Below are 13,911 nucleotides of genomic sequence, written 5' to 3' on the forward strand. Positions count from 1 at the left end.
CCCGCGCGCGCTTCAAACCTTCACTGTCGGGGTCGATCCCGACCATCCACCGCGGTTCGATCTTCTCCGAGCGGAGCAGCTTGTACAGCAGATCCGTCGAGATATTGCCGGAGCCGACAATCGCGGCGGTGACTTTACCGTTGCCAGTCACTTGTTTCTCCTAGCCGAAATTCAAACGGACAGAACCGAGTCCAGCGAACTCGGCATGGAATTCGTCACCCGGGCGGGCGTCGATCGCCCGCGTGCACGACCCGGGGAGCACGATGTCGCCGGCCTTGAGCCGCACCCCGAACGAGGCGACCTTGCGGGCCAGCCACGCGACCGCGATGGTGGGGTCGCCCAGGACCGCGTCGCTGCGGCCCTCGGCGATCACCTCACCGTTGCGGGTGAGCACGGCCTCGATCTTCTTGATGTCGATGTCGCCGGGCGCGACGCGTTCCGGGCCCAGCACCCAGCCGGCCGAGGAGGCGTTGTCGGCGATGGTGTCGCAGAGCGCGATCTTCCAGTTCTTGATCCGGGTGTCGATCAGCTCGATGGAGGGTGCGTAGGCGACGGTGGCGTCGAGCACGTCTTCCTCGGTGCAGTCCTCGCCCGGCAGGTCCTTGCCGAGCACGAACCCGACCTCGACCTCGACCCGTGGGAAGAGGTACTTCGACGTTTCGACCGGCACGTCCTCGAAGACCTGCATGTCGGCGAGCAGGTGGCCGTAGTCGGGTTCGTCGACGCCCATCATCTGCTGCATAGCCTTGGATGACAGCCCGACCTTGTGGCCCACGACCTTCGCGCCGGCGGCGAGCCGCTGCCGGATGTTGATGAGCTGGATCTCGTAGGCATCGACCACGTCGATCTCGGGATGCCGGTTCACCAGCGGCGCCAGCGGCACCCGGTCCCGTTCGGCGGCGGCCAGTTCACCCGCCAGCTCGCTACGTACCTCGTCGCTCAGCACGCGCACTCCTCCAGCACTCTATCCACCACAGAACTGTAACCGGTTCCAATCCGGTACGCGGACCTTATCACCGAAGAAATATCACCGCAGGGACCGTGAGGATCCCCACCAAACTGGACACAACCACCGGTGTTCACCTGCGACAAACCCAGAGGTTGACCCCAAAGCGATTGTTCAACCACCCAGAATTCTATAACGTGTTCTACATGATTGATCGGGAATACGACGTGGTGGTCGTCGGCAGCGGTGCTGCCGGGATGACCGCGGCACTGACTGCCGCACACAAGGGCCTGAGCGTTGTGCTCATCGAGAAGGCCGCGCACTACGGTGGGTCCACCGCCCGCAGCGGCGGCGGAGTCTGGATCCCGGGCAACAAGGCACTCAAAGCCGCAGGTCGCGGCGACCAGGCCGACACCGAGCAGGCGCGCACCTACCTGCACGAGATCATCGGACCGGTGGTCCCCAAGGAGCGCATCGACACCTACATCGACCGCGGCGCCGAGGCCTTCGACTTCGTCCTCGACCACAGCCCGCTCAAGATGACCTGGGTCAAGGGCTACTCCGACTACTACCCGGAAGCCACCGGCGGCAAGCCCGAAGGCCGCTCCTGCGAGCCCAAGCCGTTCAACGGCAAGATCCTCGGCGCCGAACTCGCCAACCTCGAACCGCCCTACGCCAAGGCCCCGCTCAACGTCGCGGTCATGCAGGCCGACTTCGTCCGCCTCAACCTGATCAAGCGCCACCCCAAGGGCATGCTGCGCGCCCTGCGCGTCGGCGCCCGCACCTACAAGGCCAAGTGGACCGGCCAGCACCTGCTCGTCATGGGCCGCGCGATCATCGCCGCCATGCGCAAGGGCCTGCTCGACGCGAACGTCCCGGTGCTGCTGAACACCCCGCTCACCGGGCTGGTCGTGGAGAACGACCGCATCGTCGGCGTCGAGGCCGAGCACGAAGGCAAGCCGGTCACCATCCGCGCCCGCTACGGCGTCGTCCTGGGCAGCGGCGGTTTCGAGCACAACGCCGAGATGCGCGCCAAGTACCAGCGCCAGCCGATCACCACCGAGTGGACCACCGGTGCCGCGGCCAACACCGGCGACGGCATCGTCGCGGGCATGGCGGCCGGCGGCGCGATCGGCTTCATGGAGGACTCCTGGTGGGGCCCGACCATTTTCAAGGGCGGCAAGCCGTGGTTCGCGCTCGCCGAGCGCAACCTGCCCGGCAGCATCATGGTCAACGCCGAGGGCAAGCGGTTCGGTAACGAGTCCGCGCCCTATGTCGAGGCCGTGCACACCATGTACGGCGGCGAGTACGGCCAGGGCCCCGGCCCGGGCGCGAACATCCCGTGCTGGCTGGTGTTCGACCAGCGCTACCGCGACCGCTACATCTTCGCCGGTCTGCAGCCGGGCCAGAAGATCCCGTCGCGCTGGATGGAGAACGACAACATCGTCAAGGCCGGGACCGTGGCCGAGCTCGCCGACAAGATCGGTGTGCCCGCGGAGAACCTGACCGCGACCGTGACCCGGTTCAACTCCTTCGTCGACGCCGGCGAGGACGCCGACTTCGGCCGCGGCAAGAGCCATTACGACCGCTACTACGGCGACCCGACCGTCAAGCCCAACCCGTGCCTGTCGGCGCTGGTCCAGGGCCCGTTCTACGCGGCCAAGATGGTCCCCGGCGACCTGGGCACCAAGGGCGGCCTGATCACCGACACCGTCGGGCGCGTGCTGCGCGAGGACGACAGCGTGATCCCGGGTCTCTACGCCTCCGGTAACTGCTCGTCGCCGGTGATGGGCCACACCTATGCAGGCCCCGGCGCGACCATCGGCCCCGCGATCACCTTCGGCTACCTGGCCGTCCTCGACATCGCCGAGCGGGCCGCCGCCGGCAAGGCCACGCAGGAGTAGGCACATGATCGTCCGAGAATGGGCGCTCAGCCCATGTGCCGGCCCCGGCGCGACCATCGGCCCCGCGATCACCTTCGGCTACCTGGCCGTCCTCGACATCGCCGAGCGGGCCACCGCCGGCAAGGCGACGGCGGAGTAGGGCACATGCCCGCACTGCCGACGGGTACCCCGCACATGTGCGAGCCCCAGCAGCGGGACCGGCCCGGAGACCACCTTCGGGTGCCCGGCCGGTCCCGGCCCGGCCGAGCGGATGTCCGCGGGCCGGGCCACGCAGGAACCCCCGCGCCGGGTGCCCGGTCCATGGGACGGCCCCGGCGCTACACCCGGCCCGGCGGTTATCGTCCGGCCGTACTCGACATCGCCGAGCGGCCCACCGCCGGCACGACCACGCAGGAGTGACACCGTGATCGATCCCGCCATCGCGCTGGGCTCGGCCCTTCCCGAGGCCGACTTCACGTGGACCCCGAGCGACATCCAGCTCTACAACCTGGCGCTGGGTGCCGGGAAGGACCCGCTCGACGCCGGCGAGCTCGGCTACCTCGACGACGAGAAGCCCGGCACCCTGCCGAGTTTCGCGACCGTCGTGCCGACCCTGGGCGACACCGAGGCGCCGAAGGTGAAGTTCACCGGCATCGACATCGACCTGGCCAAGGTCGTGCACGGCTCGCAGGAGATCCGCCTGCACCGGCCGATCCCGGCGCACGGCACCGTGCACAGCAGCGGCAAGATCGCCGAGCTGTGGGACAAGGGCTCGGCCGCCGTGATCGTGCAGGAGACCACATTCACCGACGCGTCGGGCGAAAAGCTTTGGACCGCAAGGTCTTCCATCTTCGCCAAGGGCGAGGGCGGTTTCGGTGGCGAGCGCGGCCCGTCGAACAAGACCGAGCTGCCCGAGCGGGAGCCAGACGCGGACGTGGTCGTGGCGACGCTGCCGCAGCAGGCGCTGCTGTACCGGATGCTCGGCGACCGCAACCCGCTGCACTCCGACCCGGAGTTCGCTCAGCGGGCCGGCTACCCGGCGCCGATCCTGCACGGGCTGTGCACCTACGGCCTGACCTGCAAGGCGGTCACCGACACGCTGCTCGACGCGGACCCGAGCCGGGTCACCGGTTTCCGCGCCCGGTTCGCCGGTGTGCTGTACCCGGGCGAGGCGCTGCGGCTGCGGATGTGGGCGGGCGACGGTGAGATCACCGTGGTCGCCACCGCACCGGATCGGGACGACGCCCCGGTTCTCGGCGATGTGGTGCTGACCCACGGCTGGTGAGCCTGCCGTGAACGTGGAGCCGCCCGCGGTGAGGATTCCTCACCGCGGGCGGTGTCGTTTCGGCGTAGGCGCTGCCCCGAGGTCGACGAGCCTGCCGTATGCCCCGCCGTATACGACTACTGCCCGCCGTGAGGAGTCCTCACGCGGGCAGTAGTCGGTTCAGCGCGGTGCTTGTTCACCGCGGTGCGGTACTCAGTCCTCGGCCGGGAACCCGGTCGCGAACAGCACCGCGATGGCGAGCGAACTGACAATGGAGATGATCGGAATAATCCACATGGAGGTCATAGAGGCCGATACTACGAACAGTAGTACGTCTCGGGCGAGCCCTGTGGGGAGGATCACCGGAGCGGACCGGCTGGTATACATCGGTTCGCCGCGCTGAGCTGCGTCCGGGCAGCCGGACGACGGATCAGGCGGTCTCCTCGTCCGACACCGGGGATGCCAGCCCGCGAATCACCCACGCGTACAACACGATCACCAGAATCGGCGTGGCGAGCGGCGCCCACGCCCAATGCGCCGGCGCCGCCGAGGCCGCGACGGCCGCCCCGGTGAAGAGCACGGCACCCACCACCGACGGCACCGTGGTCGGCACCACACCGGCCGGTGCGTGCACCGTGGCGGTGTTGAGCAGATAGGTGGTCGCCACCAGACCGGTCGCCGCGGCCTCCATGGCGCCGGTGCCGACGAACGACAGCACGCCGACCGCCACCAGCACCGCCAGTACCGCACAGATCCGGTACCGCCAGCCCAGCACCACCAGCACCGCCGCCGGAATCCCCGCCCAGGGCAACAGGATCGCGACGGCCAGGGTCAGCACCAGACCGGACAGCACCGCGAGGAATCGGATCATCGCCGCACCCGCATCATTCGCCGCCGTTCCGGAATCAGCCGCATCGTCTGGTCCAGCCGGGTCTCCTCCGGCCACGCCACCACGTCGACCCCGACCACGCCCATGTCGCGGTACATCGCGGTTCGCTCCAGCTGCCACATGCGGGCCATGGTCGGATCCAACTGCTCGACGAACGGGGTGCCGCGCAGCACGTCCACCACGACCACCGCGTGCCCGCGCTTGCGCAGATCGATGAGGGCCAGCGCGAACTGGGTGTCCAGCAGCGTCGAGAACGCCACCACCACCGCGCCCAGCGGCACGGCCGAATGCGGTGCCAGCGTGCCCGGCGCCGAGACGTACCCGTCACCGACGGCCAGCACGGTGTCGACGATGCGATAGAACTGGCGGCGACCGATATCGGGCCGCAGCCAGCGTGGTTCGCCACCGAGGCAGACGATGGCCGTCCGGTCACCGGCCTGCAGCGCCGACTGCGCCACCTGCGCGGCACCACGCACCGACAGTTCCAGCGAATCGGACGCCGGCCCGGGCGCCTGCATCGAAGTGTCCACCAGCACAACGACATCCGCGGCGCGCTGAGTGAGCCGCTCGGTCACGTAGAGCCGGCCGCGGCGCGCGCTCACCGGCCAGTTCACCGTGCGCAGCTGGTCGCCCGCCGTGTAGGGGCGGATGTCCGCGTACTCCACACCCGGCCCGTGCCGGTTGGTCAGATGGGTACCGATGCGTTCAGGAAGTTCGGTGCGCGGCAATCGCATTCGCTGTGGATCCGCGAGCGGGTAGACGTACACCTCACCGGCGGGCAGGCTCGCCGACGCGACCGCCAGCCCCGCGGGACTCAACGCCGTCACCCGGGTCCGCAACGGATAGCGGCCCCACCGCCCGGTCGAGGCCACCACCTGCATACCGGCGGGCGTCAGCCCGGAATCGACGGTCTCCTCGACCCGAATGTCCACGCCCGCCATCGGTTCCGGGCTCATCCGCAGCAGCGCGTGCCCGGACTCCACCGACGCGGCGGCGCTGACGATCACTTCCTCGGATTCGAAGCAGCGCAACTCACCCGCGCTGTCGACGACGATCCGGGTCCGCGAAACCTGCAGCGGCGCGGTGGCCAGCACGCCGATCATGGGCGCGGCGAACACCAGCAGCTGCCAACGCTGGGTCAGGATCGCCGCGCCGAGCGCCAGCGCCGCCACGGTCCCCAGCATGAAGACCAGAGCCGCTGGCCGCCACCGCAATTCGGTTTCGGTCGATTTCGAGGTATCCCGATGTTTCATGGGGACACGTGTCCGTTCACGCGGGGGTGGCCCGCGGTACCGGCAGCCGCCGCAACAGCTCGTTGACCACGTCCTCGCCGCGGATCCGCCGCACCCACATCTCCGGACGCAGCGTAATGCGGTGCGCCACAGCGGGAACCGCGAGCGCCTTCACGTCCTCGGGGATCACGTAGTCGCGGCCGAGCAACATGGCACGGGCTCGCGACATCTGCACCAGATCGAGTTCGGCGCGCGGGCTGGCGCCGACCTCCACCTGCGGATGGTTCCGGGTGGCCGCCGCGATCGCGACCACGTACGACACCACATCCGGGTGCACGGTCACGAATTCGACGGACTGCCGCATCTCGATCAGACCCTGCGCGTCCACCACCTGGCCGACCTGCGGCGCGACCGCGCCGCGTTCCAGCCGCCGGCGGATCATGTGCGTCTCGTCCTGCTCGGACAGGTAGCCCAGCCGCATCTGCAGCGCGAACCGGTCCAGCTGCGCCTCGGGCAGCGGGTAGGTGCCCTCGTACTCGATCGGGTTGTCGGTAGCGAGCACGATGAATGGGTCGGGCAGCATGAAGGTTTCGCCGTCGATGCTGACCTGGCCCTCGGCCATCGCCTCGAGCAGCGCAGCCTGGGTCTTGGGCGGAGTGCGGTTGATCTCGTCGGCCAGCAGGACATTGGTGAACACCGGGCCGCGCCGGAAATTGAACCGGCCCGAGGACATGTCGTAGATGGTCGAGCCGATCAGGTCGGCCGGCAGCAGGTCCGGAGTGAACTGCACGCGCGTGAAGTTCAGGCCGAGCGCGGTCGCGAACGACCGCGCGATCAGCGTCTTGCCCAGGCCCGGTAGGTCCTCGATGAGGATGTGTCCCCCGGCGAGCACCGCGATCATGATCAGCTGCAGCTCTTCGTGCTTACCGACGACGACCCGCGAGATCTCCCGCAACACCGCCTCGGTGCGCTTGATGGTCACGCTCATCGGTGACGTCATAACTGAACTCGCACTCTCTCGACCTTCCCCACTTCGACAGTTCTCGCAATCCCGGTACTACTGCGGTGCAGCACTACAGGGCCTGCAGCCGGCGCAGAATCTCCTCCAACGCTGCCCGGCCTGGTGCACGCGTACTCTGGTCTCGCAGTTGCGAATTGGCCGGATCGACCCACTTCCACAGTTCGGGTCCGAACTGCAGCACGCCGGCCGCCTCGGTGGCGCGGCGATCCTTGGTGATCCGGTGTCCACTGGACAGCTCGAATTCCTTGGCCAGCAACGGCCGCAGGTGCCGGTCCCAGTCGGCCCGGGATCCGTCGGCGCGGTCGGCCAGCATGGCGGCCCGGGCATGCCAGCGGTGCAGCATTTCGGTCGGGCCGTTGTCGATCTCGTTGTCGCCGTAGTCGTCGTCCCGCACGCCGGGCCGGTAGGCCAGCGCCCACACCAGCGTGACCAGCGCGACCGCGACCGGGATACCCGCGACGACCGGCAGCAGCTCGCGGCGTGCGGCGAAGGCGGCGAATTCGAGCGCTCCGACCACCGCCACCGCGCCGATCGCTATCGCAGTCCGGTTCATACGCGGAGGGCCTCCCGTTGCTGCAGGTCGGCGAGCACGATGCGAAGCAGCTGCTCCGCGCGCATCCGCTGCCATTCCAGGATGGAGTGCGGGCTGAACCGCGCTTCCTCGAACAGGGTGACCAGTTCGCGGGCGGACCCGTCGCGCAGCGCGCCCAGGTCGAAGGCCCGCGCGAGGACCTCGGCGGGGGTGTCGGAGACCAGCGGCGCGGTGGCGCGGATCTGCGAGAGACCGCGTTCGACCGCGACGTAGCAGGCGATGATGGCGGTGCGCGGGTCGTCGCCGGAGGCGATCATGGCCGCCAGGCCCATTTCCGCGACCTCGGCCAGGGTGGTCGGGGCCTCGGGGTGCACCAGTTCGCTCTCGACCTCCGGCACCGGGGCCTTGCGGGTGCTCACCGCGACCACGACCAGCCCGGCGATCGCCACCAGGATCAGCGCGGCCGCGGACACGCCCGCGATCAGCAGTGCCTGACCGGCCAGCGGGGGCGCTCCGGCCAGCGGATTCTGGGTCGGTACCGGTGCTTCACCGGTCGGTGTGGGCGTCGAGGTGGGTGCCGGGACCCGCGCGGGGGGCGTGGTGTTGCTGCCGGAGATGCCGTAGACGGCCCAGCCGATGGCGGTCAGGACGGCGACCGCGGCGACCGCGATCACCGCGAACAGGGCACCCCGGCTGCTGCCGACCGGCCGCGCGGTGCGCTCCTGGCCGACCGGCAGGGCCAGCGGCAACCGATGCTGGCTGGTGACGATGCCGGCCAGCAGAATCACAATGGATACCAAGCACAACACCGGCATCAGGGCTACGGTGAGGATTGTCGGATTCGCGGTGGCGTGGAGACCGCCGGTGCCGGGAATGTAGCCCCGCACGGTGAGGACAGCGAGAGCCAGCAGCGCGATCAAACCGATCGCGCGCGGTAACACTGTTCCTACCGCTGCCACCGGGTACTCCCAAATCTTCGGTACTGCCGCAAAACCAGCAACATCGTTACATGCCGAACGGTTCGTCAGGTCCGAAATGGCCACAGTCGGTACAGGCGTATGGCGCGTCGCCCGTGCCTCAAATCATAGTCGCCCGTCCAGTTCGCGGCAGCGGCTGCGCCAGCTCACCGAGCCGGCTCACGGTCCGGAACAGGTCCGGAACCAGGGCAATCGAGCGGCCTTGGTCCGCCGGCGGCACATCCGCGTAGACGACCACTTCACGGTCGGCGTCATAGAGCACGTCGATCAGATTCACCCACCGCATGACGACATCCGGCGGCACCGTACCGAGTTCCGGAACGCCGGTGATCGTCCAGCGCCGGAATTCGCGCACCGGTGCCAGGAAGTCCGAAGCAGCCAGGGGATTCATGCACAGTGCCTCGAATTCGACGGTGACACAGTCATGGTCGATCTCCACCGGCACCATTCGATGCCCGATTTCGAGCTCGGCATTCGCCACGAGCGCCGGCGCGGGCTCGACCAGGTACCGGCCCGCGCGAAACCCCTTGTCCGACACCACGCCTCGGGTGCGGTAGTCCAGCGGACCGTCCACCGCGACCACGTCCAGATTCGCCCGGATCAGTGCGATCGTGGGCAGGAACCCGTCGTGGAACAACGGATTCGGCATCAACCCCTCCGGCGGGTAGTTCGAGGTCACCACCAGCGCGACCTTCCCCGCGAACACCGTCTCCAGCAGCCGCGTCAACAGCACCCCGTCTCCCACGTCGTGCACATGGAACTCGTCGATACACAACAGCCGCGCCCCACCCAGCAGCGCCTCGGTCGCCGCCGGCACCGACCCGTGCTCCCGGATCCCGTCGTGCAGCCGCGCCAGCAGATCGTGGAAGTGATACCGCTTCATCCGCCCGACCCCGGCGCAGAACCGATCCATCACCATCGTCTTCCCGCGCCCCGCCCGCCCGTGCAGGTACACCCCGCGCGGCGCGGTCCGCCCGAACCACCGAGTCCGCCGCAACTCCCCCGCCAGCCGCTCCAACCGCTCCGCCGCCGCCTGCTGCGCCGGGTCGAGAACCACCGCACCGGCCTCCATGACCCACCTCCTGACTTCCTCTACTTTTATAGAGGATCAGCGGGTGAGCGCAGGCCGACCATGACCGAGAACACAGGCATCAGAAGGATGTACAGGCAGTCGTCACCGATTCCGCACGGGCACAGCACCTTGCAAGGCGATCGAAGACCCGGACCGACGAGCCCGCCGGCACGACCTCCTCAGCGTGCGATCTTGGTGGCAAGCACCGCCATGTCGACCTCGACGACCTCACCTGCCGCGAGCTGCGCGATCCCGACGGTGAGCCGTTGCGCGTTCACCGATGAGCGGAGCAGATAGCGGAGTTCGTCCGAGGAACCGAACTCATCGTCGATATTCAAGCAGGGCTCCGTCCTGGCTCATCGCGCACAAATTCCGGACCTGTCTCAGCAAGCAAGCAGCTCATCGATACTGCCCGCGTCGAAGATACTTTCCAACCAACCCTGAACCCGCTCCCGGGACGCACTGCGAATCGTCGCGACCGCATCGGGCGGAACCGGCGCCTTGAACCTCTTCACCAATTGCTTCAGCAGCGTATCGACTTCAGCCTGCGCAACGCCCTGCTTCACACCCTGCGCAACGAGTTCGTCGGCGGCGGTCATGAGTGCCTCCTTGGCGGACGGGCCGATCTCTCCTACGAGCGGCTCGAGGCTGGTCCCGGACGTATTACCTACCTTCAAAATGTACGCCATGAACGCCAGCAGATCGCCCGGCGTCAGGTCGCGGAACAGGTCCATGTCGGTGCGGAGATCGATGTGCAGCTGGTGGTTGTGGTAGGCGATTCGTTCCACGATCATCAGCAGCCGTACCACGTCGGGGACCGGGCGCCGACGTAGCGCCTCGAGGTCGATCGCGGCGACGTCCTCGAGGAGGAACCGGAAGTTCGGCAGATAGGGGGCAAGCCGGTCTCGCGCCGCCGTCGGCAACATGCGCAGATCGATCAGATCCGCCAAGGCGGTGGGGTCGGTCCACATGGTGCCATCGGGTCCGGTGTGGACGACGATCGGGATGAACGGAGGCAGCAGCTTGGGCTGCTTCATACCCTTGGCTTCCGCGCAGTCGTCGAGGAACTTGCGCCAGAACTGGGTCGCGTATTCCGCCATCCGTAGCGCCATGAACCGGTCGCCGCGCGCCTGGTGCTCGATCAGCAGGTAGAGATAGACCTCCTCGTCCCCACCGATCAGGCGAGCCCGGTACAGCAGGTCGGTGAACCGGTCCCGTAATTGCTCGGAGACGAACCCGCCGGGGATCAGTTCCAAGGTGGACCAATCGATGCATCCCACAACTTCTTCGGGCAGGATGACCTGCAATTCGCTTGCGGCATTCGCGGGTCGGGACAGGATGCGGCGAAACAGCGTGTCGTGCGGGTTCTTCGGCCCACTGGTCATAGCGGGAAAGTATCACGGACCGTCGATATGCCGGCCGCGGCATCGAGTGCGTTCGGCGCCACGCACAACGACAGCGGCACCCCGGGATTCCGGGGTGCCGCTGGTCGTATTCGGTTGTCTCGCTCAGGCTCCCACGAGCACCAGGCCCGACGTCGGCACACCGGTACCGGCAGTCACCAACATCCGGTCCAACCCCTCGACCTGGTTGACCGAGTCGCCGCGGATCTGCCGCACCGCCTCGCAGATGCCGTTCATGCCGTGCAGGTAGGCCTCACCCAGCTGACCGCCGTGGGTGTTGATCGGTAGGCGGCCGCCGATCTCCAGCGCGCCGTCGCGGATGAAGTCCTTGGCCTCACCGCGGCCGCAGAAGCCGAGCTCCTCCAGCTGCATGAGCACGTACGGGGTGAAGTGGTCGTACAGGATGGCGGCCTGCATGTCCGCCGGGCTCAGTCCGCTCTGCTCCCACAGCTGGCGGCCGACCAGGCTCATCTCCGGCAGATTCGCCATCGGGTCGCGGTAGTAGCTGGTCATCACATACTGGTCCTCACCGGAACCCTGTGCGGCAGCGGCGATCACGGCCGACCGGTGCGGCAGGTCGCGGGCCCGCTCGGCGCTGGTGATCACCAGGGCGACACCGCCGTCGGTCTCCTGGCAGCAGTCCAGCAGGTGCAGCGGCTCGGCGATCCAGCGCGAATTCTGGTGGTCTTCCAGGGTGATCGGGCGACCGTAGAACGCGGCCTTCGGGTTGGTGGCCGCGTGCTTGCGGTCGACCACCGCGATGCGGCCGAAATCCTCACTGGTGGCGCCGGTTTCGTGCATGTACCGGCGGGCGACCAGCGCGACCTGGCCGGCCGGGGTGCCCAGGCCCTGCGGGTACGACCACGCGGTATCGGTACCCGAGGAGGTCGCCAGCGACGCCAGCGTGGGGTTGAACTGCCCGAACCGCTGCCCGGAGCGCTCGTTGAACGCCCGGTAGGCGACCACGACGTCGGCGACCCCGGTGGCCACCGCCATGGCGGCCTGCTGGATGGTGCCGCAGGCCGCGCCACCGCCGAAACCGATGCGGGAGAAGAACTTCAGCGACGGGATCCCGGCCGCCCGGGCGACCGCGGCCTCGGTGGAGGTGTCCATGGTGAAGCTGGTGAGCCCGTCCACGTCGGCCGGGGTCAGTCCGGCGTCCGCGATGGCGGCCGTGACCGCCTCGGCGGCCAGCCGCAGTTCACTGCGCCCGGAGTCCTTGGAGAAATCCGTCGCGCCGATGCCGACGATCGCGGCCTGTCCACTGATGCCGGTCATCAGCCCACCTTCTCTTCATCCAGTGCGACAACAACATTCGCCTTGACGTGGGCGCCGAGTGAGTCCCGCCCGATCACCTCGACGCGCGCCACACCGTCGGCGAGCTCGGTGACCTTGCCGTTGATGGTCAGCGTGTCACCCGCGTACAGCGGCACACCGAGCCGCAGTGCGATCGACTTGATCCGCGCCTTCGGCCCGGCCCAGTCGGTGACGAAGCGCTGCATCAGACCGGTGTCGGTGAGGATGTTGACGAAGATGTCCGCCGACCCGCGCTGGTGGGCGAGGTCGCGGTCGTGGTGCACGTCCTGGAAGTCCCGGGTGGCCAGGGCGGTGCTGACGATGAACGTCGCGCTCGCGTCGATCACCAGCTCGGGCAGTACCGTCCCGACCCGCACCGGGGCACCGGGCTCGGGAGCCGGAACCGGCTCGGCCGCAACCGGAGCCGGGGCGGTCTCCTCCTGCGGCGCGTCCGCCGGCACCCAGTACGGCAGCGCCACACCGTCGAGCTGTTCGAACGCCACCCGCACCGGCTGGCCGATCTGCACCTCGCTCGGCGGGGTGCCGCGCAGCTCACCGAGCACGCGCACACCCTCGTCGAGCTCCACGAGCGCGATCACGAACGGGCGCTTGCGACCCGGCACGGCCGGCGCGTGATGGACGACGAAGCTGAACACCGTGCCGGTGCCCGCCGCGACCACGTAGTCGGTCTCCTTGCCGACCTCCTGCCACAGCGCCGGAATCGGCGGGTGGCGCAGCGTGCCGTCGGGCAGCTGCTGGATCCGCAGCTCACCGAGAGCCGTTCCGTTCCAGAAGAATTCGGTGTCCCGCGAGATCACCGGCAGCACCCGGTCGCCCGGGTCGACCGCGTCGGCCTTCTTCTTGGCGGTGCCGGGCGCGAACTTCAGCACCTTGAACAGCATCTCGGTGACCACCTCGTCGCCCACCGACCAGGTGGTCTGCATGGTGGCGAACCAGCCCAGGCCCAGCCCGGTCTGCTTCGGGCCGGTCACCTCGGCGAGCCGGCTGCGGACCGTGACGGTCTCGCCCAGCCGCAGGTACCGGTGGTAGGTCTGCTCGCAGTCGGTGGCCACGACCGAGGTGAACCCGGCGGCGTCGAACGCCTCGTTGACCAGGTTCAGCGGGTCGTCGGCCGGTCGAACACCCTTGAGCCCGAACATGGTCCACACCTGGGCCATGGCCGGCGGCGCGACGACGCCGGGGTGACCGGCGGCGATCGCGGCGGCCGCATCGGTGTAGATGGGGTTGTCGTCGCCGATCGCCTCGATCCAGTGCCGGATCATCGGCTGGTTCACCGGGTCCGGCGCCACGCGCGGCGCACAATCGCCCGCCGCCATGATCCGCTCGGCATGCAGAGCCAGATCGGTCTCGGTCATGTTCTCCGACAAGAGATTTC

General features: G+C 68.5%; 13 protein-coding genes and 2 pseudogenes. 3 read left to right on the plus strand and 12 right to left on the minus strand.

All coding sequences use genetic code 11. From position 1 onward, the window contains the following. Window positions 1-151, minus strand: a pseudogene (locus tag EBN03_RS26075) (acetaldehyde dehydrogenase (acetylating)); the annotation flags it as partial. A gap of 9 nt (window positions 152-160) precedes the next feature. After that, on the minus strand, window positions 161-946 hold the full coding sequence (locus tag EBN03_RS26080; RefSeq protein ID WP_122190910.1) for a 2-keto-4-pentenoate hydratase: 786 nt from the start codon (window positions 944-946) through the stop codon (window positions 161-163). A gap of 206 nt (window positions 947-1,152) precedes the next feature. Between EBN03_RS26080 and kstD the strand changes: the two genes are divergently transcribed. From kstD to EBN03_RS26090, 3 genes are all read left to right on the plus strand, one after another. Beyond that, window positions 1,153-2,850 carry a 3-oxosteroid 1-dehydrogenase gene (gene kstD, locus EBN03_RS26085; protein WP_122190911.1) on the plus strand — a complete coding sequence of 566 codons (1,698 nt, stop codon included), beginning with the start codon at window positions 1,153-1,155 and terminating at the stop codon, window positions 2,848-2,850. 4 nt (window positions 2,851-2,854) lie between these two features. After that, window positions 2,855-2,989, plus strand: coding sequence for a hypothetical protein (locus EBN03_RS35615; protein ID WP_267899309.1), 135 nt, complete (start codon window positions 2,855-2,857; stop codon window positions 2,987-2,989). A gap of 264 nt (window positions 2,990-3,253) precedes the next feature. Continuing rightward, window positions 3,254-4,114 carry a MaoC/PaaZ C-terminal domain-containing protein gene (locus tag EBN03_RS26090; RefSeq protein WP_233608649.1) on the plus strand — a complete coding sequence of 287 codons (861 nt, stop codon included), beginning with the start codon at window positions 3,254-3,256 and terminating at the stop codon, window positions 4,112-4,114. A 409-nt stretch (window positions 4,115-4,523) separates the two neighbouring features. Here the strand turns inward: EBN03_RS26090 and EBN03_RS26095 are convergent, their stop codons facing one another. The 10 genes and pseudogenes from EBN03_RS26095 to EBN03_RS35250 all read right to left on the minus strand — a co-directional run. Beyond that, window positions 4,524-4,964: a hypothetical protein gene (locus tag EBN03_RS26095; protein WP_122190790.1), complete on the minus strand. Its 441-nt coding sequence runs from the start codon at window positions 4,962-4,964 to the stop codon at window positions 4,524-4,526. Continuing rightward, window positions 4,961-6,235, minus strand: a complete 1,275-nt coding sequence (locus EBN03_RS26100; protein ID WP_122190791.1) for a DUF58 domain-containing protein — start codon at window positions 6,233-6,235, stop codon at window positions 4,961-4,963. The genes EBN03_RS26095 and EBN03_RS26100 overlap by 4 nt, the downstream gene beginning before the upstream one ends. Before the next feature lie 16 nt (window positions 6,236-6,251). Beyond that, a complete protein-coding gene (locus EBN03_RS26105; RefSeq protein ID WP_122190792.1) occupies window positions 6,252-7,214 on the minus strand; it encodes an AAA family ATPase in 963 nt (320 codons plus the stop codon). A gap of 73 nt (window positions 7,215-7,287) precedes the next feature. After that, window positions 7,288-7,788, minus strand: a complete 501-nt coding sequence (locus EBN03_RS26110) for a hypothetical protein (protein ID WP_122190793.1) — start codon at window positions 7,786-7,788, stop codon at window positions 7,288-7,290. Further along, window positions 7,785-8,726, minus strand: a complete 942-nt coding sequence (locus EBN03_RS26115; protein ID WP_233608651.1) for a DUF4129 domain-containing protein — start codon at window positions 8,724-8,726, stop codon at window positions 7,785-7,787. The genes EBN03_RS26110 and EBN03_RS26115 overlap by 4 nt, the downstream gene beginning before the upstream one ends. Window positions 8,727-8,844: 118 nt before the next feature. Then, complete coding sequence (gene zapE / locus EBN03_RS26120) at window positions 8,845-9,816, minus strand: cell division protein ZapE (protein WP_122190794.1); 972 nt, start codon at window positions 9,814-9,816, stop codon at window positions 8,845-8,847. Between the two features lie 179 nt (window positions 9,817-9,995). After that, entirely contained in the window at window positions 9,996-10,154 is a 159-nt protein-coding gene (locus tag EBN03_RS34330; RefSeq protein WP_158675745.1) for a type II toxin-antitoxin system Phd/YefM family antitoxin, read from the minus strand. A 45-nt stretch (window positions 10,155-10,199) separates the two neighbouring features. Next, window positions 10,200-11,201 (minus strand): Rpn family recombination-promoting nuclease/putative transposase, encoded by a 1,002-nt coding sequence (locus tag EBN03_RS26125; RefSeq protein ID WP_122190795.1) that lies wholly within the window; start codon window positions 11,199-11,201, stop codon window positions 10,200-10,202. Between the two features lie 123 nt (window positions 11,202-11,324). Next, window positions 11,325-12,497, minus strand: coding sequence for a lipid-transfer protein (locus EBN03_RS26130; RefSeq protein ID WP_122190796.1), 1,173 nt, complete (start codon window positions 12,495-12,497; stop codon window positions 11,325-11,327). A 479-nt stretch (window positions 12,498-12,976) separates the two neighbouring features. Further along, window positions 12,977-13,891: pseudogene (locus EBN03_RS35250) on the minus strand (bifunctional MaoC family dehydratase N-terminal/OB-fold nucleic acid binding domain-containing protein); the annotation flags it as partial. Window positions 13,892-13,911 lie beyond the last annotated feature (20 nt).

It is taken from the genome of Nocardia stercoris, assembly GCF_003696265.1.
Classification (GTDB): domain Bacteria; phylum Actinomycetota; class Actinomycetes; order Mycobacteriales; family Mycobacteriaceae; genus Nocardia; species Nocardia stercoris.

Bases quoted from the DNA above. Each gene is read 5' to 3' on its own strand.
- EBN03_RS26100 (WP_122190791.1), bottom strand. From the start codon at position 6,235: ATGAAACATCGGGATACCTCGAAATCGACCGAAACCGAATTGCGGTGG.
- EBN03_RS26125 (WP_122190795.1), bottom strand. From the start codon at position 11,201: ATGACCAGTGGGCCGAAGAACCCGCACGACACGCTGTTTCGCCGCATC.
- EBN03_RS35615 (WP_267899309.1), top strand. From the start codon at position 2,855: ATGATCGTCCGAGAATGGGCGCTCAGCCCATGTGCCGGCCCCGGCGCG.
- EBN03_RS26105 (WP_122190792.1), bottom strand. From the start codon at position 7,214: ATGACGTCACCGATGAGCGTGACCATCAAGCGCACCGAGGCGGTGTTG.
- kstD (WP_122190911.1), top strand. From the start codon at position 1,153: ATGATTGATCGGGAATACGACGTGGTGGTCGTCGGCAGCGGTGCTGCC.
- zapE (WP_122190794.1), bottom strand. From the start codon at position 9,816: ATGGAGGCCGGTGCGGTGGTTCTCGACCCGGCGCAGCAGGCGGCGGCG.
- EBN03_RS26095 (WP_122190790.1), bottom strand. From the start codon at position 4,964: ATGATCCGATTCCTCGCGGTGCTGTCCGGTCTGGTGCTGACCCTGGCC.
- EBN03_RS26130 (WP_122190796.1), bottom strand. From the start codon at position 12,497: ATGACCGGCATCAGTGGACAGGCCGCGATCGTCGGCATCGGCGCGACG.
- EBN03_RS26110 (WP_122190793.1), bottom strand. From the start codon at position 7,788: ATGAACCGGACTGCGATAGCGATCGGCGCGGTGGCGGTGGTCGGAGCG.